Genomic DNA, 21,807 nt, shown 5'->3' on the forward strand with positions numbered 1-21,807 from the left:
ATGAGCATGGCCTCGCAAAAGTCAAGTTCGGCCACGACGCCGCAGGCGACTCGCGCGCCGACCGCCAAGGAGCCCAAACGCAAGCGCGGCATTGCCCGGGTCGCAAAGCTTCTCGATGCCGGCGCCGCCGTCTTCGCCGAACAGGGCTACAGGGCCGCGACCATGACCGAGATCGCCGCCCGGGCCGAGGCACCGATCGGCTCACTCTACCAGTTCTTTCCCAACAAGGATGTGCTCGCCGACGCACTCGTTGCCCGCTATGCCGAGCATGTCGAGGCAGCACTCGACCGAATCAGGGCGCAGGTCGCAGACCTCGATGGTAGCCAGCTCGCCGACCGCCTGCTCGACGTGCTTGTCGCCCATGCTGCCGAGCGCAGCCTGGCGCTCAGCCTGCTCGATGCCCGCTGGGAGCAGCCGGGTGTGCGCCCGGGCGTGCTTCGCGAAAGCCTGCGCAAGCGCATCACCGAGATCCTCACGCTCTGGCGCCCGCAATTGCCCGAGGAACAGGCCGAGGTCATGTCGGTCGTGCTCTTCCAGGCGATGAAGTCGCTCGTGCAATTGCATGAAGAAAAACGCTATCCGGGAAAGGCCGAAGCGATCGCCCATTGGCGCGGCTGGGTCCAGCGCTATCTCGCGGACGCCTGACCGCGCGCGAAATTCCTCGCGCTTGCCCGACCTCTGCGGTAAAACCTGATCATGCAATGGACAGACGAGGCAATCCTTCTCGGGGTGCGGCGGCATGGCGAAACAAGCGTCATCGCCGAGGTGATGACGGCCAGCCGCGGCCGGCATCTGGGCATGGTGCGCTCCGGGCGCTCGCGCACGATGCAGCCGGTTCTGCAGCCTGGCAATCGTCTGGAAGTCACCTGGCGTGCCCGGCTCGACGAGCATCTGGGCGAGTTTCGCATAGAACCTGTGATGCTCCGTGCGGGTCGGCTGATGGAAACTGCAACCGCCGTCTACGGTGTGCAGGCGCTCGCGGCCCTGCTGCGGCTTTTGCCGGAGCGTGATCCCCATCCGCATCTCTTCCAGGCACTGGATGTCATTCTCGATCATCTGGAAGATCCTGCGACGGCAGGCGAACTCTTTGTCCGCTTCGAGCTTGGGCTGCTGAATGATCTCGGCTTCGGGCTGGATCTGAGCGAATGTGCCGCGACGGGCACGCACTATGATCTGGCTTATGTCTCGCCGAAGTCGGGCAGGGCGGTCAGCCGCGAGGCGGGCGCGCCCTGGGCGGACAAGATGCTGGCGCTGCCGGATTTCCTAACCCCCGGCACGAACCGGGCGGCTGATCCGGACAGCCTCGCTGCCGCCTTCCGGCTGACATCCTATTTTCTGGATCGGCATGTCTACGGGCCGCGGGGGCTGGAGCCCGGCGCGGCACGCGAGGGGTTCTGTCAGGCGGCGTTGAAAACCTTGCGTTCGCTGGAAGCGCCCGGCGCATTGGCAGCGCCCAGGAATACGGCCTGATCTTCCGGCGCCGATTTCGCCATGTGATCGTGAATGGCGGCCTGTAGTTCGCTGATGTTGCGATAGCTACCGCCGTCGAGGTCGATGACCGGATACTTGACGGCGATGAACTTGACCCTGTCGCCGTCGGGTATGGTGATGCCAACCGGGATTCCGGCATATTCGATAACTTGCTTCTTCATAACGAATGTCCTCGCTCGTGCACGCTGGCACGGCGCTGTTTCAATAGTCGTTTGTGGATGTCAGGCTTTGTGCTGCGTCACATTCGACAGGAGCAGGCGTAATGGCGTTTCACCATCACGAGGCGCAGGGTCGTTGGCCAGGATCGGATGACATCAAGAAATACAACTTGCATTTCGCTGACCTCCTTCTTTGGCTGCGGCCTCCAATAGCGAGGCCGTTCATGGTTCGTCGTCAGGATCCGAACCAGCTCGCAGAAGGTAGGTCTTGGGTCGGAATCCGTCAACGGGGGAGCTGAGAAAAATAAAATAATTTTCTGTGACAGCTCTCACCGGGCAAAAACATGGGAAATTTGATCCGGCATAGGTGAAATGCCGAAATATGATCTCACTTTTGGCAAAATCACGCTATGCCGATGGCAGGCCGCTCGACCGCTTTCTCGCTGATCGGCCAATGCACCACGGCCGCGAAGATCCCGAGCGCTACACCCAACCACCAGACCTGGTCATAGGTTCCGAACAGGTCGTAGAGATAGCCGCCCATCCACACGCCGAGGAAGGACCCGATCTGGTGGGAAAGGAAGACCAAGCCGCCGAGCAGGCCGAGATGGCGCGTGCCGAACATGATGGCCACAAGCCCGTTGGTCGGCGGCACGGTGGAGAGCCACAACAGGCCCATCACAGCGGCAAATACAACGACCGAGAATGGCGTCTGCGGTAGGAGCAGGAAGAGCGTCACCGTGATCGAACGACCAATATAGATGAAGGCGAGGAAGTAGGGCTTGGAATAGCGCTGCCCGATCCAGCCGGCGGCGAGTGAGCCGATGATGTTGAAGAAGCCTATCAGCGCCATCGCGATCACCGCATAGCTCGCCTCGATGCCGATATCGCCGAGATAGGCGGGGAAGTGCGCGGTGATGAAGGCCACCTGGAAACCGCAGACGAAGAAGCCGGTCGTCAGCAGAAGATAGCTCTTGTGCGCAAAAGCCTCTTTGAGCGCCTCGGCGATCGTCTGCTGATACTGGTTGCCGGACTGCGTGCCCGACTGCGCATTGCCGCGCAACGGAAAGGCAAGCAGCGGCACGACCAGCATCATGACAGCGATGATGACGAGACTGTCCGACCAGCCGAAGGCCGAGATGAAACCCTGGCTCAAGGGCGCGAACAGGAACATGCCGGCAGAACCGGCCGCCGTCCCGATGCCGAACGCCATCGACCGCTGTTCCGGCGTCACGTTGCGGGCAAAGGCCGAAAGGATAACGCTGAAAGAGCCGGCGCCGATCGCAAGCCCGATGAGCACGCCACCGCCCATATGCAGCCAGATGGGTGCCGAGGCATTGGCCATCATTACGAGGCCTGCGGCATAGAGCACACCCGACATGACGAGCACGCGACCCGTACCGTATTTGTCGGCGAGCGCCCCGAAGAACGGCTGGCTCAAGCCCCAGAACAGGTTCTGGAATGCCATGGCAAGCCCGAAGGTGGAGCGGTCCCAGCCCCGGTCAGCGAGCATCGGCAACTGGAAGAAGCCCATCGCCGAACGTGGCCCGAAGGTCATCACCGCAATCAGCGATCCCGCGAGAATAATGAGCCAGGGCATGGCGGGACGGCTGATCGTGTTCATCGCGGATTCTCCTCTGTCAATCACACACTAGTGCAGTCGATCGATGAGCAGAAACGCCTTTTGATGAACTGGCCATCAGGGGATTTGATGGATGTTAGATGGTGGGGGGATTTGACGGCGGGATCCTTCGAGGCCCCTGCTGCGCAGGGGCACCTCAGGACGAGGGCGGGTGGGGTGGCTACTCAAACGCTTGACCGGCCCCCGATGCGACAAATTAGGAAGGACCTCGTAGGCATAGGCGATCAGCGCCTCCTTCTTTTGCCGGTTCCATCCCTTGATCTGTCGCTCGCGGCCGATGGCGTCGATGATGCGATCATAGCTTTCGGTAAACACCAGTTCCACTGGCCGGCGTTTGGCTGTGTAGCCATCATAGGTGCCCGCATTGTGCTCCCAGAGCCGCGCCTCGATGTTCTGTTTCGTCAGTCCTGTGTAGTAGGAGCCATCGCTGCAGCGAAGGATGTAGACGGTGACCTCCATCTGCGTGACCTCCAAAAGCCAGGATTCATGGTCGCGCGACTTTGCCTTCTGCACAACTCCGCAATCTATGGGGTTCTTCCGTAGTCCGATGTCTTTATGTGCGAGTTTATGGCGAGGCGGTTGCAGATTTGTGCAGGATCCTTCGAGGCCCTTGCTAAAGCAAGGGCACCTCAGGATGAGGGGCGCCACTGGGTACCGTAACACCTCGAATGTCATCAGCACTCAGAAAAAACTTAGGCCAACGAGGCGCAAAACGATCAGCTCTCATCCTGAGGTGGGAGCGGAGCGACCCTCGAAGGACGAGGGCGGGTGGACTCCCAACCCAATCTCACCGCTGCTTGATCGCCCAACCCTCGCGACTGCCCAGCACCTTGACCTCGTCCCCGACCCGCACCAGACCCTCTCCCCGCGGCACCGCATTCCAGCCAAACAGCACGCCCGGCACGCGGCGGTCGGCAGACATGCGGATGCGGCCCATGGCCGGCATCGGGTTGGCGCCCTCGCGCGATCCGGTCTGCTGGTCCTGGGTGGTCATGATGCAGCGTGGGCAGGGTTTGACGAAATCGAAGCGGATGCCGCCGATCTCTAGGCCGGTCCAGGCGTCCTCGGCCCAGGGATCGTCACAATCGACGACGATGTTGGGGCGGAACCGATCCATACCAACTTCACCTTCGCCATGCCGCGCCATGTCTTCGTTCAGGGCGCGCAGCGAACCCGTCGTCGTGACCAGGATCTGGTAGCCGTCGGCAAAGCCCATGGGCGAATTCTCGCCGGCCCATTCCGCGCTCGCCTCGCGGCGGCTATCGCCATCGATGAAGACGAGCTTGACCGGCCGGCCGAACCACTCGGACAGCTTGTCGTTGATGCTGTCATGGGCGACGGCGGCGCTGACGATCGAGCGCCAGATCGCGACATCCATGCGATGGTCCGGCTGCGGTGGCGCGACCATCATCTCGCGCCCATCATCCAGCCGAAGCGTCAGATAGGCGGCCGCCGGCAGCGCTGTGAGGCGGGCGAGCTCCGGCAGTTCCCGCTGGGTGATGAAGTGGCCGGAGGGATCGACCAGCATCATCCGCCGGTCACCACCCAGGCCCATGGCATCGATCCGCGCCTGGGGTAGCGCAATGCCGCGTGCGCTTTTGAACGGATAGATGAAGAGATCAGTGATCTGCATGCCGCACCTTCAGATTTCGTCGCGGAAAAGGGAGAGGAAAAGTGTGAGCCGTTCGTGCCGTTCTTTTGCCAGCTTGGAACCCGTTTCGGTCTGGAAACCGTCGGAAAGTTTGAGCAGCTTGGCCGGAAAGTGGTCGATTGCATAGGACCGGTCGTCGAGCGGGCGATGCTCGGCGCCGGGATCACCCGGGTGATAGAGGCCGGAACCCATGCGGCCGGCGATGTAGAAGCAGCGGGCGACGCCGACCATGCCGATCGCATCGAGCCGGTCGGCATCCTGCAACATCTTTGCTTCGAGTGTCTCCGGAGGGATGTTGGCGGAAAAGCTGTGGGTCAGGATCGCATGGGCGACCGCCGCAATCTTCTGCTCAGGCCAGCCGAGCCCATCCAAGATGCCGCTAGCCTTTTCTGCTGCCAGCCGCGAGGCCTGCGACCGGAGCGGCGAGCTCTTCTCGACCGCGACGCAGTCATGCAGCAGGACGGCAGCCGCGAGGATTTGCGGATCGCCACCTTCGCCGGCCTGGATCTTCAACGCATTCTTGAAGACGCGGTGGATATGGGCAAGGTCGTGCGAGCCGTCGTCGCCCTCTGTCGCGTGATCGAGGAGATCGGCGGCGAGCGCATCGTGGGGGGCGAAGTCAGAGGCGGTGAGAAGGGCGGTCAAACGTTGGTTCCCCGTTTCGGCTGGCCGCATCTAGCCTTGCGAGCGCCCACTGTTCAACTGCCCTTGATCAGATCCCCGTCGGCGCCTCGTCCTCGTCCACGGCTGGTGATCGGCCGGACTTGCCGCTCAGGATCCTCTGATAGAAGAGGCCGATGCCGATCAGCACGAAGCCGAGGCCGATGAAGGACAGAGCACGCAGCACGCCTTCGAGATTGGCCATGTCGATCAGGAAGACCTTGGCGACCGTCAGCATCACGATGACGGCAGACGCGATGCGCAGGCTTCTCGCATCGAAGCGCGAACCGAGCGCTAAAAGCCCGACGCCGATTGCCAGCCAGGCCACCGAATAGCTGTAGGTCTCCGCCTGCTCGAAACCCTTCCAGTAGGCAATGAACTCGCCCTGCCAGAAGCGCCTGACGCTCAACGTTACCCAGGCAAAACCGAGCACGGCGCCGGAAAGCGCCAACAGAATGACATAGGGAAGGGGGCGCTTGTCGCGGGCGTAGAAGGCGAGACCCGCATAGGCGAGGCCAGGTAGCAGATAGCCGATCAGCAGCAGGTTGATCAGCGGCCAGGAGCCGGTGCTCTCGCCGGTGAAATAGGGATTAAGCGCGCCGAGATGCAAGCTGACGGTCTGCGCGATGGCAAGGCCGCCTGCTACCATCGAGCCGTAGCGGAAGACGGGGCTTGGCGACTTGAGATCGAGCGTCATCAGGATGCCGGAGAGACCGACCACCAGCAATGTATAGATCGACTGTTCACCGAGCGTCGGAGCGGACGCATCGAGCACACCACCAGTCATCGCGTGGCGCACCAGGATGGCGATGGCGAGAAGGCCGAGAAGGCTGGCCAGGCCCTGAAGCGCGTTGCGAACCCTGAGACCTGGCCAGTTCCGCATCTCGAAGGCCGAGAGCAGGGCCAGCAGCGCGGGAATGCCATAGCCGGGAAGCAATTGGTTGAAGAGCGGCGTGCGCGACAGGTCATCAGGACCAACCAGCGTCGGATCCCAGGCGATGCGGAAGAGCACGCCGACCAGTGCGATGACCATCATCCAGGGCAGACCGCTCCAGGCCCGCATGCGGGTCGCCATCAGATAGGCAAAGCCGAGAAGGGCGAGCAGGATGGTCGTGACAATGCCGTCAGTCAGGGTATGCAGCGCCAGCGCGAAGGTAGCGAAACTGCCGGCGAGCAGTGTGTCGATGCCGCGCCGGAAGCCGGGAAGCGCGCCTCTGCGATCGAGGAATTCGCAAGCCGCGAGCAACACGGCACCAAGACCGATGGCGAAGAGACCATGCGTCCAGTCGCGAGCGTAGACACCGTAGAAGACGAAGCTGATCGTGGCGAGCAGCACAGGAAGCACGGCTGCAATCGCGGCCCATATGGTCGAGAACAGTGGATCGGCTTCAAAGCGGCGCCGGATGTGAGCGAGCCCGAGCAGTACGAATACCGCGGCAAGGCCAAGGAAGATGAAGATCACGGGGCCGCCGAGGCTGAATATGGCGTCCTCGTCCCAGCCAAAGCCCAGCAGTGCGACCTGGGCTTGGGCAAGCAGCCCAGTCTTCACCACGGCGCCCAGCAGGGCGGCAACGCCAGCGATCGCGGTCGGCCAGAAGGCACCACTCCGGGCGCTGCCGGCCGCCGCGAGCGCCGCGATCAAAGCGGCGAAGGCAAAGAGCGGAAACTGGTCCGTCGGCCCGCGATCGACCAGCACGAGCGCCGGCAGGACGACAGCGAGCGACAGCGTGATGTCCAGGCCGAGCGGACCGGACGCCATGCGCCGGCCGAGTGCTTCCAGGGAAAATGGCGCTCCGTGTTCTTCGCCGTGGTCATTCGTCGTGCCGGGCCAGATCAGCATCCACGCCGCGATCATGGCGATCAGGGAGAGAGCGATTGGGGTCATGTCAGCCGAATCGATGAGGGCCACGAGCGCCCATAGCCCGAGAAGCACCTGGGCAATCGCCGGCACGATCAGCCAGCCTTTAAGCCGCGAAGCGAGCGACGTCGCAACCTGGGCGACCGTCAGGTAGATAAAAAGGGTCCACAAACTCGGCGCCGTGGTCGAGATCAGAAGCGGCGTCAGCATCGAGCCGACAAGCCCGAGCCCGGCCAGAGCCTGGCCATGCAGCAGCGAAAGGCCGAGCACACCGAAGGCAGTCAGCCCGAGGAGCAGGAAGGCGAGCGTGGGGCCGATGAATTCATAGATGCCGTGGGCGGCATAGATCGCCCCGAACAGCGAGACTGCGCCCGCTGCCGTCAGGATGCCGGGCACCATGGCATTGGCATAGAGGGCTTCGGCCTTCGGCAGTGCTTTGCGGCGGACCAGTTCGCCGGCGGCGATCAGGAGGAGGCCGAACAGGGCGGCAAGCGTCAGTCGCACGCCAGGGCCGAGAAGGCCGCTTTCGATCGAATAACGGACGAGGAAGACACCGCCGAGCGCCAGAGCCAGTCCGCCGGCCCAGACGGCCCAGCGCGCGCCGAGCAGATTCTCCAGGCTTTCGGCGGGTGCGGCGGTGGCTCTGCTGCTGGCCGCCGTGGTGAGGGCGGCAGCGTTTTCTTCCGGCAACGAGGCTGGTGCGCTTTGATACGGCGCTCCATCGAGCGGTGCCTCCTCCGCAACCAAGGTCTCTGCGGACGTTTCCCGAAGGACAGTCTCAACCGGCTCTTCCTGGCCCGCGGGCATGGCAGAAGGCGTTGCTGTCGCTCCGCTCACCATGAGCAGCCGCTCGCGGACCTCTCCGAGTTCCTTCTCGAGGCGGTCGATACGCTTGGCGGCACCCCGGTTGATGACAAAGAGAACGCCGATCAGGATCAGCGGCAACAGTTCAAACATTTGGCCTCGCAGAGCCTTGTCTCAAGGAGCCGCCAAACTAACGGTTTTATCGATCGGGGAAAGCGCTTCTCATCACGCGACGGTCATTGCCGATCTCACGGCGCGCGAAGACAGGGTTAAAACCTCCCTTGCAATCGAGGGCGAAACTTTCTACATCCGCACTACCGGCGATCGCCGGTTTTCTTTGGCGCTTATTATGCTCAGATTGAGCATAAATAATGGAGGAGATGGCCATGGAAGCGCAGCACCCGGTGCAAACGACCCGCACGTCCCGCACGGCAGCCGAACGTTTCGGCGTCTGGGAACGCCCGGATCTCACCTATACGCCCGCCTTAGCCAGGGAGACCGAGCACCTCTATGAGCGTGTCCGCGATTTCATCCCTGCGATCGAGTGGCCAATTTTTGCGCCTTACATCCATGCGATCAACCGGCTGAAAAAGGAACGTGGCGCGGTCATCCTGGCGCACAACTACCAGACGCCGGAGATCTTCCACTGCGTCGCCGACATCAAGGGCGATTCGCTACAACTCGCCCGCGATGCCGTCAGCGTCGATGCCGAGATCATCGTCCAGTGCGGCGTGCATTTTATGGCCGAGACCTCCAAGCTGCTCAACCCGCAGAAGACGGTGCTGATCCCCGACGGCCGCGCCGGTTGCTCGCTGTCCGAATCGATCACCGGTGCCGATGTCCGCCTGCTGCGTGAGCGCTATCCCGGCGTGCCCGTCGTCACCTATGTGAACACCTCCGCCGACGTGAAGGCCGAGACGGACATCTGCTGCACCTCGGCCAATGCCGTCGACGTGGTCAACAGCTTCGACAGCGACACCGTGCTCTGCATCCCCGACGAATATCTGGCGATGAATGTCGCCAACCAGACGAGCAAGAAGATCCTCACCTGGAAGGGCCACTGCGAGGTGCATGAGCGCTTCACGGCCGACGAACTCCTGGAATACAAGAAGGCCGATCCGCGCATCGAGATCGTCGCCCATCCGGAATGCCACCCGAGCGTGCTGGCCGTCTCGGACTATGCCGGCTCGACCAAGGGCATGATCGACTATGTCAAGACAAAGCGCCCCGCCCGTGTTCTCCTGGTCACCGAATGCTCGATGGCCTCGAACATTCAGGTCGAGGTGCCCGAAGTCGACTTCGTCAAACCCTGCAACCTCTGTCCGCACATGAAGCGCATCACCCTGCCGAAGATCCTCGACAGCCTGCTTTTCATGACCGAGGAAGTGACGGTTGATCCGGCGATTGCCGGCCGCGCAAGGCTTGCGGTCGAGCGGATGATCAATCTGAAGAATTGAATACCGGCCGGCCGGGGAGGGCTGAATGGCGACCAATCTTGAATCCATGCGGCCGCAATCCTGGCAGGGCATCGACGACATCGTCATCGTCGGTGGCGGTCTCGCCGGCCTTTTCTGCGCGCTGAAACTCGCACCGCGTCCCGTCACGGTGCTGGCCGCTGCCCCAATCGGACAGGGCGCGTCCTCGGCCTGGGCGCAAGGCGGTATCGCAGCGGCCATGAGCCCCGGCGACAGTTTCGACAAGCATCTCGCCGATACGGTCTCAGCCGGTGCCGGTCTGGTCGAGGAGAAGATGGCGCGGCTGATGATCTCGGAGGGGCCGGACCGCGTGCATGACCTGCTTGCCTATGGCGTGCCCTTCGACCGCGATCTGGAAGGCCATCTTCTTCTATCCCGGGAAGCAGCCCATTCCGAGCGACGCATCGTCCGCGTGGCCGGTGACAGGGCGGGTGGCGCGATCATGGAGGCGCTGATCTCGGCCGTTCGCCGCACGCCGTCGATCCGCGTGATGGAAGGTTATGTGGTCGAGGAACTGATTGCCGAAGGCCGCTTCGTCTCCGGCGTCATCGCAAGGCCTGATGCCGGCCAGTCCAAGACGCGCGTCGCCTTTCCGGCGCGTGCGGTGGTGCTCTGCTCCGGTGGTGTCGGTCATCTCTATTCTGTGACCACCAACCCGGCCGAAGCGCGCGGCACGGGCGTCGGCATGGCGGCGAAGGCTGGCGCCATGATCGCCGATCCGGAATTTGTCCAGTTCCACCCGACGGCCATCGATATCGGCCAGGACCCGGCGCCGCTAGCGACCGAAGCCCTGCGCGGCGATGGCGCTGTGCTCGTTAATGCGGCCGGCCACCGTTTCATGGCCGATCTGCATGCGGATGCGGAGCTTGCACCGCGTGACATCGTGGCCCGCGGCGTCTTTGCCGAGGTGGCGGCCGGCCGAGGCGCCTTTCTCGATTGCACTCAGGCGATCGGCAAGGATTTTGCCAAACGCTTTCCGACCGTCTACTCGTCCTGCATCGCCGCCGGCATCGATCCGGTGAGCCAGCCCATTCCGGTGGTCCCGGCCGTGCATTACCACATGGGTGGCGTGCTCGTGGATGCCGATGGCCGCACCTCGCTGGATGGCCTCTGGGCAGCGGGAGAGGTGACCTCCAGTGGCGTGCATGGCGCCAACCGTCTCGCCTCCAATTCGCTTCTCGAAGCCGTCGTCTTTGCCGGGCGAATCGCCGACTCGATCAAGGGCATGCTGCCGGAATCGGCCCTTTATGAATGGGGCACGAGCGCCGGCGAAAACGACGACCTCGTCACGGTCGAGGACAGTCCCGAGCTCAAGGAACTGCGCGGTCTGATGAGCCGCCATGTGGGCGTCATCAGAGACGAGGCGGGGCTGAAGGTGCTGATCCGTGAACTGGTGCACTTGGAGCGAAAGCGCCCGCGCGTGCGCTTCTCCAACATCACGGCGACCGCCAAGCTGATTGCCGTTGGCGCCTATCTGCGCCAGGAAAGCCGCGGCGCCCATATGCGCGCCGACCATCCCAATCCACAGGAAGCGCTGCGCCACCGCACCTATCTGACGCTGAAAGATGCCGACCGCATTGCCGCCGAACTGGCCGGCTGAGGAGACCACGCTGATGACCACGAGCCTTCGCCCGCAGCTTTCGCCCCTGATGATCGAGGACCTCGTCCGCAACGCACTCCTCGAAGATCTGGGCCGTGCCGGGGATATCACTACCTATGCGACGATCGGGCCGGAGAAGACGGCGGTCGCCGATCTGAACAGTCGCGAAGACGGCGTCGTCGCCGGACTGCCCCTGGCCGACTCGGCATTTCGTCTGATCGACCCGTCCTTGCGCTTCGAAGCCTTCGTTGCCGATGGTGACACGGTAGCGCCGGGGCAGGCGATCGCCCGCGTGTCCGGCAATGCCCGGTCGGTCCTGTCGGCCGAGCGCGTCGCGCTGAACTTCCTCATGCATCTCTCGGGGGTGGCCAGCTACACGGCACGCTTTGCAGCCGAGATCTCCCATACCAAGGCGCGGGTGACCTGCACGCGCAAGACACTGCCGGGGCTAAGGGCTGTGGAGAAGTACGCAGTGCGGCTGGGTGGCGGATCGAACCACCGCTTCGGCCTCGACGATGCGATCCTGATCAAGGACAACCACATTGCTGTCGCCGGTGGCGTCGCCTCCGCGATCCATGCCGCGCGCGCCTATGCCGGCCACCTCGTGAAGATCGAGGTTGAGGTTGATGGTCTGGACCAGATGCGCGAAGCGCTTGGCGCACGGCCGGATGTGATCCTGCTCGACAATATGGGGCCGGATCTGTTGCGAGAGGCTGTGACGGTCAATCGCGAGCATCATGGCCTGAGCCCTGCCGACTACGCCTCGGATGTCCGGCGTGTCGTCCTCGAAGCCTCGGGGAACGTCAACCTGCAGACAATTCGCGCGATCGGCGAGACGGGTGTCGACTATATCTCGACCTCGAAGATCACCATGGCAGCCCCGACACTCGACATCGGCCTCGACATCTCGCTCCGCTGAACTCACGACAAAGTTTGCGGATTGTTTTGCGGTGCAACATGCACGGGCATCCGGCGCGCATCGGAAAACCCATGTGTGCCAAGGCCTTGCTGGTATATCAGCATTTGCTTCGCTAGTTATTACCCGTGATTCCTGGTTTTTGACCGGCAAAACCGAATCCCCTAGCCCTTTGTCATGCATACAGTTTGTATCGCATCGGGGTAATGCAGACGGAACGACGACTGTGTAAGGGGCAAGTATGACGACGACACTTTTGAAGCCGGACAGTGCACCCCAGGGCAGGGATGCCCGCCATGATGCTTCGATACCTGCATCTTTTACTAAAAATGATCTCGCAATCGCTTGTGACGAACGTCACTCCGACACGACATCTGCTTGCGACGACATTTCAGCTGTGCGGTCAACGCTTACGACGCAAAAGTCCGCGTCCGGCTCGGAACAGGTGCAGGCGGACCGTGAAGCCGAGACCACTGCGTGCATGACCGAGGACGACAATGTCAGCGTGCTGGAAGTGCTCGCCGAAATGCAGCGCATCATCGACAGGCACCTCGAAAAGACTGCAGGGCAGCAGAGCGAAAGCTGACCCCCGCTGCCTCTCATTTCAAAACCTGGGTTGCACCTGTGGCGGCAGGTGAAGCTCAGGCTTCCTTCGCCCGAGCGTCGACGAAGCGTTCGGGTAGGGCGACCATTTGCGGCGAGCCGTGATAGGTCACCTGCGGGAACGGGATGGAAATCCCGTTCTCGTCGAAGGACTTCTTCACCTTCTTGATCATCTCGCGTGAGGTCGGCCAGAAGTTGGAAGCCGCCGTCCAGTACCACAGCGTAATGACCACCGCGCTGTCGCCCAGCTGGTCGACATGGGTGGAGATTGCCGGATCCTTCAGCACCCGTGCATCGGCCTCCGCGTGATCGCGCAGGATCTTTTCGGCCAGATCGATGTCGTCATTGTAATCGATGCCCACCTTCAGTTCGAAACGGCGGGTTGGAAGGCGGCTGAAATTGGTGATCGGCACATTCCACAGCGTCGAATTGGGAGCGAGCCGGTACAGGCCATCAGGCGTCTTCAGCTCCGTGGCGAACAGTCCGATCTCCACGATGGTCCCAGATATTGAGCCCGTGTCGATGTATTCGCCGACGCGAAACGGGCGCAGCACCAAAAGCATGATGCCGGCGGCAATGTTCTGCAGCGTGCCCTGCAACGCCAGACCGATCGCGAGGCCCGCTGCACCGAGCGCTGCGATGATCGAGGCGGTCTGAACGCCGAACTGGCCGAGCACGGTGACGAAGACGAGAATGAGGGCGCCGTAGCGTACGACATTGGCAAAGAAGCGCGCCAGCGTCTCGTCGATGCCGCGCACACGCATGAGACCGGCATGGGTCCAGCGGCTGAGAAGGGCCGCAAGCCACCAGCCGATGCAGAGGAGAAGAAGCGCTCCGACGATAGAGAAGGAATACTGGACGGCAAGCTGGCTTGCCTGTGCCAGTGCTGCTTGTGTCGCGAGGATCGCTTCGTTCGTGTCCAAATCCATGCCGTTCTGCTCCTTGGGCTATTGGTGTCCAAGGCCTAGATGGGGCAGGGGGAGGCGAGGTCAACCGCTGGTCCGGCCTCCGACCTTGAGGCCCGGAGCCGGCCGCTCTTCAAGCACCTGGCGACGGAAGCGGAAGAGTGCCGCCGGTCGGCCACCTGTGGCGGCCTGTGTCGACCCCGTCGCTTCGACCAGTTCGGCGCCTTCGACCAGGCGCCGGAAATTCTGCTTGTGCACGTGGTGCCCGGCAATCGCCTCGACCGTACCTTGCAGCTCGGTAAGGGTAAACTCCGGCGGCATCAGTTCGAAGATGACGGGCCGATACTTGATCTTGCTGCGCAACCGGGCAAGTGCCGTCGCTGCAATGCGCCGGTGGTCATGGCGCATCGGCCGCCCCAGGGTGACGCCTGTGCGGCATCGCTCGACCCGCCCGTCCTGTACGGCTTCCTCGACCAGCCCTGCCTCGTAGAGAAGCTCGTAGCGCTCAAGCACATGTTCTTCGTCGAAGGGGAAGTCATCGAGACCAAAAGCGAGTCGCAGCCGTGAGCGGCGCGAGGCGGCCGACGTCTCTTCTGCCCATGCAATCAGCGCCGGCAGGATGACACGGTCCAACAGAGCCGGGCGGCCCTGCCGCCAGTCCTCCCAGGGAAGATATCCGTACCAGTCACGCCACCGGGCCCCGGACAGTTCGAGCCGTGCATCGCCGTCGGTGTCGAGCCTCGTTAGCGCGAGATAGCCGACGGAGACGACATGGGGTCCCTGGTCGCCGGGCATCTTGTGGCGGCCGCGATCCCCGAAGGTATAGAGCTGCTCGATGTAACCCAGTTCGAGTGCCGTTTGCGCCTCGACGGTATGCCGAAGCGACATCTCCATCGTCCGGTGCCGGTTTGGATCGAAGGGTCCGAAGGGCAGCGCATCGAGTGCGTTGCCGTCCTCTCCGACCACGAGCAGGCGTGGGGTGCGGGCGTTGATGGCGACGATCGCGGCATTGAGCCCGATCTCGATCTCCGCCGGTGCCATCATGACTTGACAGGTTCACGCGCGGGAAGCGGCAAGACGAATGGCGTGTTGCCGTCGGCATCGGCGCCCCGCCCGAGCGCCTTCACCGCCTTCGCGAAGCGTCCGCCGCGACCGAGCATCTCGTCGCCAATTTCCACCAGCCGCATGTTCGGCGTTGCAAAGGGCGAGGCATCGCGCAAACGCTTCGCCAGCGCGTCGTCGTCATCGTCGGGAGCAACCGCAAGGCTTGCGATCATCGCAGCCGCCGGAGATCGCGAAACGCCCATCCAGCAGTGGACGACAAGCGGCTGAGCCTGATCCCAGGCCTTTGCAAAGCCGATGATCTCGGCGACATGTGCCTCCTGCGGCGCGATCAGATCGCCGGTTCCGGCAAAGCTGATGTCGTTCATCGAAAGCTTCAAATGCCGCTCGGCCTGGATGACCGCCGGCCGGTGAAAATCCTGATTGGCAGCGAGCAGGCTGATCATTTCCCGCGCCTTGTGACGCACAGCCATCTCGGCAATTCGGGCGAGCGGTGAAACGACGATGACGCTCATGCGCTGGCCCAGGTCGTTGACTGCCTGTCCGCCTCGATCTCCTCGAAGCGTTCGAGGAATTTTGCCTGTGCCTGATAGGCGGGCAGCGGTTCGATCAGGATCGTGTCGCGGGTGAAGCCCTTGGGCTGGCCGAACAGCTTGCGGGCTTCCGCCTCGGCGAAGCCGGCAAGCACGGTTGCCTCGAAATAGGCAGAGATCATGTCGGCCTTCTTGATCAGGTCCTTCAATGCCGCTTTCGGATGGGCGGGCAGGCCGAAGCGCAAATGAATGGCCGCCTCCAGTCGCTTTTCCACGACCTTGTAGCCGCCACCGACGACGGCCTTGAACGGAGAGATCATGTCGCCGATGACATATTCCGGCCCGTCATGCAGCAGCGCCACCATCAACTCGTCGGCCGTGGCCTTGGGATTGGAGCGGCGGAAGATGTCCTCGACGATCAGGCTGTGCTGGGCGACGGAGAAGGCATGATCGCCGGAGGTTTGCCCGTTCCAACGTGCGACGCGGGCAAGCCCATGGGCGATATCGGTGATTTCGACATCGAGCGGCGAGGGGTCGAGCAGGTCGAGACGCCGACCGGAGAGCATGCGTTGCCAGGCGCGGGCGGAGGGCAGAGCGGCAGCCGAACCCATGTCAGGTCTCCTCGGCCGCTGTGGGGAACGTCAGTCCCGTCCAGCCGGGAAGGGCAACCGATACCGGCACGTCACCGGCAAGGATGGGCTCGCCGGCCGCCATGGCTTCGCCGGCCTTGTCGATGCGGACAATCGCAAGCGCGCGCTCGCCTGCGACCGTGCCGAGCGCGCCGATCGTCTTGCCGCCGATGGTGATCTCCGAGCCGGACGCTGGAAGCGGCGCTTCGCTAGAGACGATTACCACGCGGCGCCGTGCGGTCGAGCGATGCTGCATGCGCGACACCACTTCCTGACCGACATAACACCCCTTGCGGAAGGAGACGCCGCCCGACTTGTCGAAGAGGATATCGTGAGGAAAGGCATCCTGAAGAGCGTAGTCCTGCCCCGATTCCGGCACGCCGTGGAGAATGCGAAGCGCATCGTAAGCGCCCCGGTCGCCAGCACCATCGATCCGGCCAGGTTGGCGGCGAACCTCGGTTCCGGCGAGCGCGAATCGATGGTCGGCGGCGCCGCCGCTGGCCTCGCCCCAGATGACCGTCGCACCCGTTTCCGGCAGCGTCTCGATCGCCACGGCAGCGCGCAGCTTGTACATCGTCATGCGCTTGACGAAGGCTTCCAGCTGATCGGCGCGGATATCGATCAGGAAGCCGTCATCGCTGCGGGAGATCAGGAAATCATAGAAGATCTTGCCCTGTGGCGTCAGAAGCGCCCCCGGACGCAACTCATCGACCGCAAGTGCCCCGAGATCGGTGGTAATCAAATTCTGCAGAAAGTGCTCGGCATCCGCACCCGTTATTCGGACAAAGGCGCGATCGGGCAGGAAGGCTGAGGGCATGGGGTCCACCGGGCTGTTTTGATGCCGACTGAGTTAGGCGCTGCCAGTCTAGACGACAAGCAGTTCCGATCACAGCCCACAGATTGACCCACAAACTGGATCGTGGTCAGTCGCCGACGGAGAGGAACTTCCAGCGGCCGTCGGGTGTGATGCCGATGCGGAAGAAGTTGTAATTGCCGTATTCCTGCATCTCGGCGACGTCACCGGCGGTCACGATGCGCAGCAGTTCCACCTTCTCCTGCGGTGTCAGCAGGCCAAGCGATTTTCCGACGAAATAGGGCCAGACATAGGCCTCGTCCGCCGTGCCCTTGTCGAGCTGCACGAATCCGGTGGAGAAAATGTCGAGCAGGATCGCCAGGATCTCGACGCCGTCGCTATCGCCGGAGATCGCCTTCAGCGCCTCGATCGGGTCCTGGTCCGGCGCTTGAAGCGGCACCACAGTCTGGTCCGGGCCGGGGTTCATCAGCGGCTTCAGCTTTGAGATGTCGCCGGTCTTTGCGGCCTCAATGATCAGCTCGCGCATCCGTCGCACGGGTTCCGGCGCTTTCTCGATGTCATAGATGACTTCGGCCGGCGGACCGGCGGGCTCGATGTTTTCGACATCGCCGGCCTCTTCCGGCTCAGGCGAACGGATCAGCGGATCCGGATCGGGGATTACCGGGATCGAATCCTCGATGACATCAGGTTCCTCGTTCGACGGCGGCTCTGACGATTCGGCGGCAGGCGGCGTGATATCCTTGATGTCGGAGAGGGCGAAGGCAGGGAAAGCCATCACCGTGGAGGCAAGCATGAGCGTCAGCGCGCTCGTCAAGCGGAGGAGCCTGACCCGCGACGAGATCATCATTGTGTCCCTCGATTGCTGTCTTACTGAAGCTGGCGTTCGGGCGAGAATTCGCCGGCGAGCAGCCGGGCCTTGAGCGCGTCGAGAACAGCCTCGGCGCCATGTTCGCCATGAATGCGGATGGTCTCGCGCATCGCGAGCGCAAAGGACGCCTCGGCGATGATCTCGGGCTCGATCCCATCGGCCATGCCGTCGGCCCAGGCTTCGTTCTGGTATTCCAGCGCAGCCTGCATCTTCTCGTGAACGATCATCTCGTCGATTTCGTTGCGGCGCGGTTCCATGGGCATTCCTCGAAGCACTTACTCAGTCCTTAACGACCCTATCAGCCTTTTGCCAAAACGACACGGGGGCAGACCAAAAGAGGTGAATTAATCGTTAATTTCCGAAACGTGCGGTAATTTCTGTGGCAAGTGTTGCCCCTTCGATACGGTAATTCTGCTCTGCACGAACTGCGGCCGGCGTGCAAGAGGTATAGACGGAGGCGAAAGAACGGTAGCCTCGGTTGTAGGCAGCCGTCATCCGTGCACGGCGCTTCGGCTCGGTGCGGGTCTCGGCGTCCAGCAGTCCCTGCAACGACTGCCGCCATTCCGGTTCTCCATCCGCCTTGCACAGATTGCGCAGGTAGTGAACGGCTCCGATGATCTCCGAAAGCCGCGTGAGGCGGTCATCATAGGGCGTCGGCTTCTCGGTGTCTGCCACGGGCGGAACGATAGCCTCATTGCTGCCCTGCGCGGCCACCGGGCCGGTGATTGCGAGAAGAACCGCTGTGAGCAGGAGGGGCTTTGTGATTTTACTCATGCTGCACCCTCGCGCGGGGTCGCTGACGATAGGCGCAGGATGCAGTCGCGCACGCTTTCGGGGATGGGAAGCTCAAGCACTTCCTCGGGAAGAAACCATCCTGCCTCGAGCGCGTCGCTTCTAGCTATCGCTTCGCCAGTCGCGTCGGCTTCCACCTGGAACACAGAGAGCAGAAAATGGCTGCCCGCGACGCCAACCTCGGGCAGAAGCTCGACCGTCTCAAACAGGCGCGGATCGCGCCCGACGATCCCGGTTTCTTCGAACAGCTCCCTGAGCGCTGTTTCTTCCGGCATCTCGCCTGGCTCGGCGCGCCCCCCGGGAAAGGCAAAGAGGTCCGCCGCCGGCGGATTGCCGCGCCGGACGAGGAGATAACGCCCGGCCCGCTCGACGATGGCGGAAGAGGCGAGGCGTGGCATGCTCATGAACTGGAAACTCCGGTCGAAAGATCGCGCCGCGGCGACGAAGCAGTATGCTCCGATTATCGCGGGCTTTGCCGCCCCCTGCAAGCATCGCGTCACGCCTTGACCCTGCCGGACTGGACTGCCATCTACCATGCATGTGTGGACGTTTTGCCCTGACAGCCAGCCCGGAAGAAGTGGCGGAGATCCTCGGCGTGATGGAGCTTGAGGGCTTTCCGCCGCGTTACAACATCGCGCCAACGCAGCCGATCCTGGTCGCCGTGGCGTCGCCGCCCGCCGAGCCAGGCTCGAACAGGCCGGATCGCATGGCGGTGCTGGTGCGCTGGGGCCTCATCCCGTCCTGGGTCAAGGACCCCAAGGAATTCACGCTGCTGATCAATGCCCGTTCCGAAACGGCAAACGAGAAGGCGTCGTTTCGCGCGGCGATGCGGCACCGTCGCATTCTGGTTCCAGCCTCCGGCTTCTACGAATGGCACCGGCCGCCAAAGGAGAGCGGCGAAAAGCTGCAGGCCTACTGGATCCGCCCGAGGAACGGCGGGATCGTCTGCTTCGGAGGGCTGATGGAAACCTATATGTCGAAGGACGGCTCCGAGCTCGATACGGGCTGTATCCTGACGGTCGGGGCAAACAAGGCCATCGGCGAGATTCATGACCGTATGCCTGTGGTAATCCAGCCGCAGGATTTCAGCCGCTGGCTCGATTGCCGCCATGGCGAGCCGCGCGATGTGGCCGATCTTCTGCAGCCCGCAGCGGAGGACTATTTCGAGGCGATCCCAGTGTCCGACCTCGTCAACAAGGTCGCCAATGTCGGTCCGGAACTCCAGACCCCAGTTGCGCTCCAGCCGAAAAAACAAAAGCCCACCGCGGACAAGTCCGGCGACGGGCAGATGAGCCTGTTCTAGGCAATTCCCGGAACGGGAAGCGAGCTTCCCATGCACAGAATTGCGGTCTTCCTGAAAGCCTTCAGGCGATCTTCGGTGCCACCTTGGGCTTCAGCATGAGAGCTGCGGCGAGAACGGCCTTGAGGCCGACGGGGCGGTACTTCGAGGCGAGATTCTCGTTTGCCGGCTTCTGCTGCTCGGCTTGATTCTCAGTCGTCATCATCATGTTCCTTGGAGTGTTTCCTGACCGGTGTTTTTTGTTTGCGGCTCTCTCTGCGGAGATCATGACAAAAGCGTGGCCGTTGCTGTGACACAAATCAAATTTGAAGAAAAAGAGTAGATAAGGAGAGCCCCGCGCAAGCTTTTCGGCTTGGCGGGGCTCAAAAATACTTCAAGCTTGAACGAAAATGCCGGTCAGACGCCCCGATCGATCTCCGAAAGCCCCTTTTCCGCTGATTCTTCGCCGATGGTCAGCGTGCCGTAGCGGCGATGCCAGTTTCGGGCGCCGAACGGCAGCGAGCAGAGATAGAGAAGCACGCTGACAACCAGCACCTCCCAGGTGAAGCTCATCAGAAGCGCCACATAGAGCACGACGCCGAGAATCATCGGCAGGACGAGGTCGCGGCGGATGTGGCTCGTCTCCGACTTGCCCGACCAGACCGGCAGGCGGCTGACGAGGAGATAGCCGATCACGACGGTATAGGCCGTACTGGCATAGGCGAAGACGCCAACCGGCGCCACGCCGAGAAAGCCGAGATAGATCGGTAGCATGACAAGTGCCGCACCTGCGGGTGCCGGCACGCCAACGAAGAACTCCGACTGCCAGGGTGCCTTGGTCTCGCGCTCGTCCATCACGTTGAACCGAGCGAGACGCAGGCCGGCGGCGATCGCGTATATCAGAGCGGCGATCCAGCCGAGCGAACGGGCTTGGTCGAGAACGAAGACATAGAGAACGAGAGCAGGCGCCACGCCGAAATTGATGATGTCGGCGAGCGAATCCATCTGTGCGCCGAATTTCGACGTCGCCTTCATCATCCGCGCGACGCGGCCGTCGATGCCGTCGAGAAAGGCGGCGGCCAGAACCATGGCGACCGCCAACTCATAGCGGTTTTCGAAGGCAAGCCGGATCCCAGTCAGACCCGCGCAGATCGCGAGCACCGTGATCAGGTTGGGAATGATCAGCCGGAGAGGAATTTCGCGGAGCCTCGGGCCGCGCGCACCCCTGTCACCTTGGGTGTTGCCGCGTAGTTCGGTCGAGGGTGTCTGATCGTCCATCTAAGTCTCCTCAGCTGCGGCGGCTGATGACCGGCCCCTTGGCCGAGCCGAACTCGGCAATCACGGTCTCGCCGGCAATCGCGGTCTGGCCGAGCGAAACGCGTGGCTCGGCACCCGCCGGCAGGAAAACATCGAGGCGTGATCCGAAGCGGATGAGGCCGAAGCGTTCACCGGCATCCAGCGGCTCGTTCATGTTCGTCCAGCAGACGATCCGGCGGGCAACGAGGCCCGCGATCTGAACGACGCCGATTGCGCCATGCTTGCTGTCGATGACGAGGCCGTTGCGCTCGTTGTCGATGGAAGCCTTGTCCAGTTCGGCATTCAGAAACTGGCCTTCCTTATAGGCGATTGTCGTCACCCGCCCGCGCATCGGGGCCCGGTTCACATGGCAATTGAACACATTCATGAACACCGTGATGCGCAGCATCGGCTCGGTGCCGAGATTGAGTTCCTGCGGCGGAACGACCATCTGGACCGAGGAAACGCGGCCGTCGGCCGGGCTGATGACCAGATCATCGTCCTGCGGTGTGACACGCTCGGGATCGCGGAAGAAATAGGCACACCAAAGGGTAAGGATCAGGCCGACCCAGAAAAGCGGATCCCAGATCCAGCCGAGCACCAGCGATGCAACGAAGAAGGCAGCGACGAAAGGATAGCCTTCCTTGTGCACGGGCACGATCGTCTTGCGGATGGTTTCGAACAGATCCATGTGGGTCCTCGGTCTTTGAATTGTGTCGCCCGTGACTACTCTGAAAGCCGCACATGGGCAATGCCGCCAGTCAAATCAAG

At 62.6% G+C, this 21,807-nt stretch carries 23 protein-coding genes and 2 pseudogenes; 7 read left to right on the plus strand and 18 right to left on the minus strand.

Features of this window, described 5'->3' with window-relative positions:
• Together BW978_RS12065 and recO are read left to right on the plus strand one after the other, a co-directional pair.
• Positions 1–645, plus strand: a complete 645-nt coding sequence (locus tag BW978_RS12065) for a TetR family transcriptional regulator (protein ID WP_083697577.1) — start codon at positions 1–3, stop codon at positions 643–645.
• Positions 646–696: 51 nt separating this feature from the next.
• Positions 697–1,470: a DNA repair protein RecO gene (recO, locus tag BW978_RS12070; protein WP_076395420.1), complete on the plus strand. Its 774-nt coding sequence runs from the start codon at positions 697–699 to the stop codon at positions 1,468–1,470.
• Between the two features lie 2 nt (positions 1,471–1,472).
• On the opposite strand, the pseudogene BW978_RS12075 reads toward recO, so the two are convergent.
• The 6 genes and pseudogenes from BW978_RS12075 to BW978_RS12105 all read right to left on the minus strand — a co-directional run.
• Positions 1,473–1,652 (minus strand): annotated as a pseudogene (locus tag BW978_RS12075) (hypothetical protein); the annotation flags it as partial.
• 400 nt (positions 1,653–2,052) lie between these two features.
• Positions 2,053–3,273 (minus strand): MFS transporter, encoded by a 1,221-nt coding sequence (locus tag BW978_RS12085; protein WP_076395426.1) that lies wholly within the window; start codon positions 3,271–3,273, stop codon positions 2,053–2,055.
• A gap of 189 nt (positions 3,274–3,462) precedes the next feature.
• A pseudogene (locus tag BW978_RS12090) lies at positions 3,463–3,750 on the minus strand (GIY-YIG nuclease family protein); the annotation flags it as partial.
• A 328-nt stretch (positions 3,751–4,078) separates the two neighbouring features.
• Positions 4,079–4,924: an MOSC domain-containing protein gene (locus BW978_RS12095; protein WP_076395428.1), complete on the minus strand. Its 846-nt coding sequence runs from the start codon at positions 4,922–4,924 to the stop codon at positions 4,079–4,081.
• Between the two features lie 9 nt (positions 4,925–4,933).
• Positions 4,934–5,587, minus strand: coding sequence for an HD domain-containing protein (locus BW978_RS12100; protein WP_244551952.1), 654 nt, complete (start codon positions 5,585–5,587; stop codon positions 4,934–4,936).
• Positions 5,588–5,654: 67 nt separating this feature from the next.
• Positions 5,655–8,417: a DUF2339 domain-containing protein gene (locus BW978_RS12105; RefSeq protein WP_076395432.1), complete on the minus strand. Its 2,763-nt coding sequence runs from the start codon at positions 8,415–8,417 to the stop codon at positions 5,655–5,657.
• A 233-nt stretch (positions 8,418–8,650) separates the two neighbouring features.
• Here BW978_RS12105 and nadA point away from each other — a divergent pair, with 233 nt between their 5' ends.
• The 4 genes from nadA to BW978_RS23330 all read left to right on the plus strand — a co-directional run bounded on the left by nadA (position 8,651) and on the right by BW978_RS23330 (position 12,841).
• Positions 8,651–9,721, plus strand: coding sequence for a quinolinate synthase NadA (nadA, locus tag BW978_RS12110; protein ID WP_076395434.1), 1,071 nt, complete (start codon positions 8,651–8,653; stop codon positions 9,719–9,721).
• 25 nt (positions 9,722–9,746) lie between these two features.
• A complete protein-coding gene (locus BW978_RS12115; protein ID WP_076395436.1) occupies positions 9,747–11,339 on the plus strand; it encodes an L-aspartate oxidase in 1,593 nt (530 codons plus the stop codon).
• A gap of 13 nt (positions 11,340–11,352) precedes the next feature.
• Entirely contained in the window at positions 11,353–12,258 is a 906-nt protein-coding gene (nadC, locus tag BW978_RS12120; RefSeq protein ID WP_076396500.1) for a carboxylating nicotinate-nucleotide diphosphorylase, read from the plus strand.
• 238 nt (positions 12,259–12,496) lie between these two features.
• Positions 12,497–12,841 carry a hypothetical protein gene (locus BW978_RS23330; protein WP_139330501.1) on the plus strand — a complete coding sequence of 115 codons (345 nt, stop codon included), beginning with the start codon at positions 12,497–12,499 and terminating at the stop codon, positions 12,839–12,841.
• 55 nt (positions 12,842–12,896) lie between these two features.
• Here the strand turns inward: BW978_RS23330 and BW978_RS12125 are convergent, their stop codons facing one another.
• The 9 genes from BW978_RS12125 to BW978_RS12165 form a co-directional block, all read right to left on the minus strand.
• Entirely contained in the window at positions 12,897–13,787 is an 891-nt protein-coding gene (locus BW978_RS12125; RefSeq protein WP_076395438.1) for a mechanosensitive ion channel family protein, read from the minus strand.
• A gap of 60 nt (positions 13,788–13,847) precedes the next feature.
• Entirely contained in the window at positions 13,848–14,807 is a 960-nt protein-coding gene (locus BW978_RS12130) for an NUDIX hydrolase (protein WP_139330503.1), read from the minus strand.
• The gene (locus BW978_RS12135) at positions 14,804–15,340 is read right to left on the minus strand and encodes a tyrosine phosphatase family protein (protein ID WP_076395440.1); all 537 of its coding nucleotides are present in this window, start codon (positions 15,338–15,340) and stop codon (positions 14,804–14,806) included. The genes BW978_RS12130 and BW978_RS12135 overlap by 4 nt, the downstream gene beginning before the upstream one ends.
• Positions 15,337–15,969: an HD domain-containing protein gene (locus BW978_RS12140; protein ID WP_076395442.1), complete on the minus strand. Its 633-nt coding sequence runs from the start codon at positions 15,967–15,969 to the stop codon at positions 15,337–15,339. The genes BW978_RS12135 and BW978_RS12140 overlap by 4 nt, the downstream gene beginning before the upstream one ends.
• 1 nt (position 15,970) lies before the next feature.
• Positions 15,971–16,804: a CAF17-like 4Fe-4S cluster assembly/insertion protein YgfZ gene (locus BW978_RS12145; RefSeq protein ID WP_076395444.1), complete on the minus strand. Its 834-nt coding sequence runs from the start codon at positions 16,802–16,804 to the stop codon at positions 15,971–15,973.
• Between the two features lie 106 nt (positions 16,805–16,910).
• On the minus strand, positions 16,911–17,645 hold the full coding sequence (locus tag BW978_RS12150; protein WP_348529164.1) for a hypothetical protein: 735 nt from the start codon (positions 17,643–17,645) through the stop codon (positions 16,911–16,913).
• A gap of 23 nt (positions 17,646–17,668) precedes the next feature.
• The gene (locus tag BW978_RS12155) at positions 17,669–17,926 is read right to left on the minus strand and encodes a hypothetical protein (protein WP_054150473.1); all 258 of its coding nucleotides are present in this window, start codon (positions 17,924–17,926) and stop codon (positions 17,669–17,671) included.
• Between the two features lie 94 nt (positions 17,927–18,020).
• Positions 18,021–18,443: a TIGR02301 family protein gene (locus BW978_RS12160; RefSeq protein ID WP_076395448.1), complete on the minus strand. Its 423-nt coding sequence runs from the start codon at positions 18,441–18,443 to the stop codon at positions 18,021–18,023.
• The gene (locus BW978_RS12165; RefSeq protein WP_076395450.1) at positions 18,440–18,865 is read right to left on the minus strand and encodes an NUDIX hydrolase; all 426 of its coding nucleotides are present in this window, start codon (positions 18,863–18,865) and stop codon (positions 18,440–18,442) included. The genes BW978_RS12160 and BW978_RS12165 overlap by 4 nt, the downstream gene beginning before the upstream one ends.
• A gap of 134 nt (positions 18,866–18,999) precedes the next feature.
• Between BW978_RS12165 and BW978_RS12170 the strand changes: the two genes are divergently transcribed.
• Complete coding sequence (locus BW978_RS12170; RefSeq protein ID WP_076395452.1) at positions 19,000–19,764, plus strand: SOS response-associated peptidase; 765 nt, start codon at positions 19,000–19,002, stop codon at positions 19,762–19,764.
• Positions 19,765–19,825: 61 nt separating this feature from the next.
• On the opposite strand, the gene BW978_RS23555 is transcribed toward BW978_RS12170, so the two are convergent.
• From BW978_RS23555 to BW978_RS12180, 3 genes are all read right to left on the minus strand, one after another.
• Positions 19,826–19,963 carry a hypothetical protein gene (locus tag BW978_RS23555; RefSeq protein WP_175616879.1) on the minus strand — a complete coding sequence of 46 codons (138 nt, stop codon included), beginning with the start codon at positions 19,961–19,963 and terminating at the stop codon, positions 19,826–19,828.
• 194 nt (positions 19,964–20,157) lie between these two features.
• Positions 20,158–21,018, minus strand: coding sequence for a CDP-alcohol phosphatidyltransferase family protein (locus tag BW978_RS12175; protein ID WP_076395454.1), 861 nt, complete (start codon positions 21,016–21,018; stop codon positions 20,158–20,160).
• A 10-nt stretch (positions 21,019–21,028) separates the two neighbouring features.
• Positions 21,029–21,727, minus strand: coding sequence for a phosphatidylserine decarboxylase (locus tag BW978_RS12180; protein ID WP_076395455.1), 699 nt, complete (start codon positions 21,725–21,727; stop codon positions 21,029–21,031).
• Positions 21,728–21,807 lie beyond the last annotated feature (80 nt).

The organism is Rhizobium sp. RU33A (assembly GCF_900156055.1).
GTDB lineage: Bacteria > Pseudomonadota > Alphaproteobacteria > Rhizobiales > Rhizobiaceae > Allorhizobium.